This is a genomic window from Sulfurospirillum sp. MES (genome assembly GCF_000789415.1).
In the GTDB taxonomy this organism is placed as follows: Bacteria; Campylobacterota; Campylobacteria; order Campylobacterales; family Sulfurospirillaceae; genus Sulfurospirillum; species Sulfurospirillum cavolei.
Map to the genome: position 1 here is coordinate 1 of NZ_JSEC01000052.1, position 663 is coordinate 663.

The 663-nt window shown below is 48.6% G+C and carries 2 protein-coding genes; both read right to left on the reverse strand.

Annotation, left to right across the window (positions count from 1 at the left end; all coding sequences use genetic code 11):
- Positions 1-26: 26 nt before the first annotated feature.
- The gene (locus tag OA34_RS13345; RefSeq protein WP_039676257.1) at positions 27-395 is read right to left on the reverse strand and encodes a hypothetical protein; all 369 of its coding nucleotides are present in this window, start codon (positions 393-395) and stop codon (positions 27-29) included.
- A 3-nt stretch (positions 396-398) separates the two neighbouring features.
- The coding region (locus tag OA34_RS13350) for a 4Fe-4S dicluster domain-containing protein (RefSeq protein WP_039676259.1) at positions 399-663 on the reverse strand (265 nt) is incomplete at its 5' end.

A 663-nucleotide genomic window follows, 5' to 3' on the forward strand; every position in this document is an offset into this window, starting at 1 on the left:
GCAAGACTTGCAACTAAAATTCCGCCTCAACTGCTTTTATAAATCAAATTAACGCGTATGCCGATAACGTGCCGCCCTTCGCTTAAAGGGCGAATGCTCGTTTTCGGATACCATCCTTGCATGATCGGCAAAGAAGAAGGCGATTCGAGCGTATCGACCAGAACATTGACAAAGTAGCCTGAGGGCAGATCGGGCTTTTCCAATTTTATTATAATGAAGTTTTCCTCTCCGACGCGGTATTGAGCAGGCTCTTCGATTTCAACGTGCTGATGCGACAATTCGCCAAACTGCGGATCGCCGAAACTACACACGCTCGGGGCTCCCATACTGCCCCAAGCGCAACCGAGTAAAGCCCAGAGCATACACCATGCGATTTTGAGCTTTAGCGGTATCATCGTTTATCCTTTAGGTTGTCGGTAAATCTCTTTAGGCATAAAGGGATGGATAAAGCGTGTCGAAGGTTTCGTCTCCGCATCGATCGCATAGTCGATACCGATAGGATCGCTTCGAAGCTCTTTGTATTTGGGATCGTGTAGATCGATGATCGTGATCGCATGAACCGGACACGATTGGACGCACGCGGTCGTTTTACCCTCTTCTTGTCGCTCCCAACACATACTGCACTTTTCGGCGCGTCCCATTTTCGTATTGAACTTCGATGCC

What these genes read in the sequence shown, in the direction of transcription:
- OA34_RS13345 (WP_039676257.1), bottom strand. Translation starts at nt 395, where the DNA reads ATGATACCGCTAAAGCTCAAAATCGCATGGTGTATGCTCTGGGCTTTA.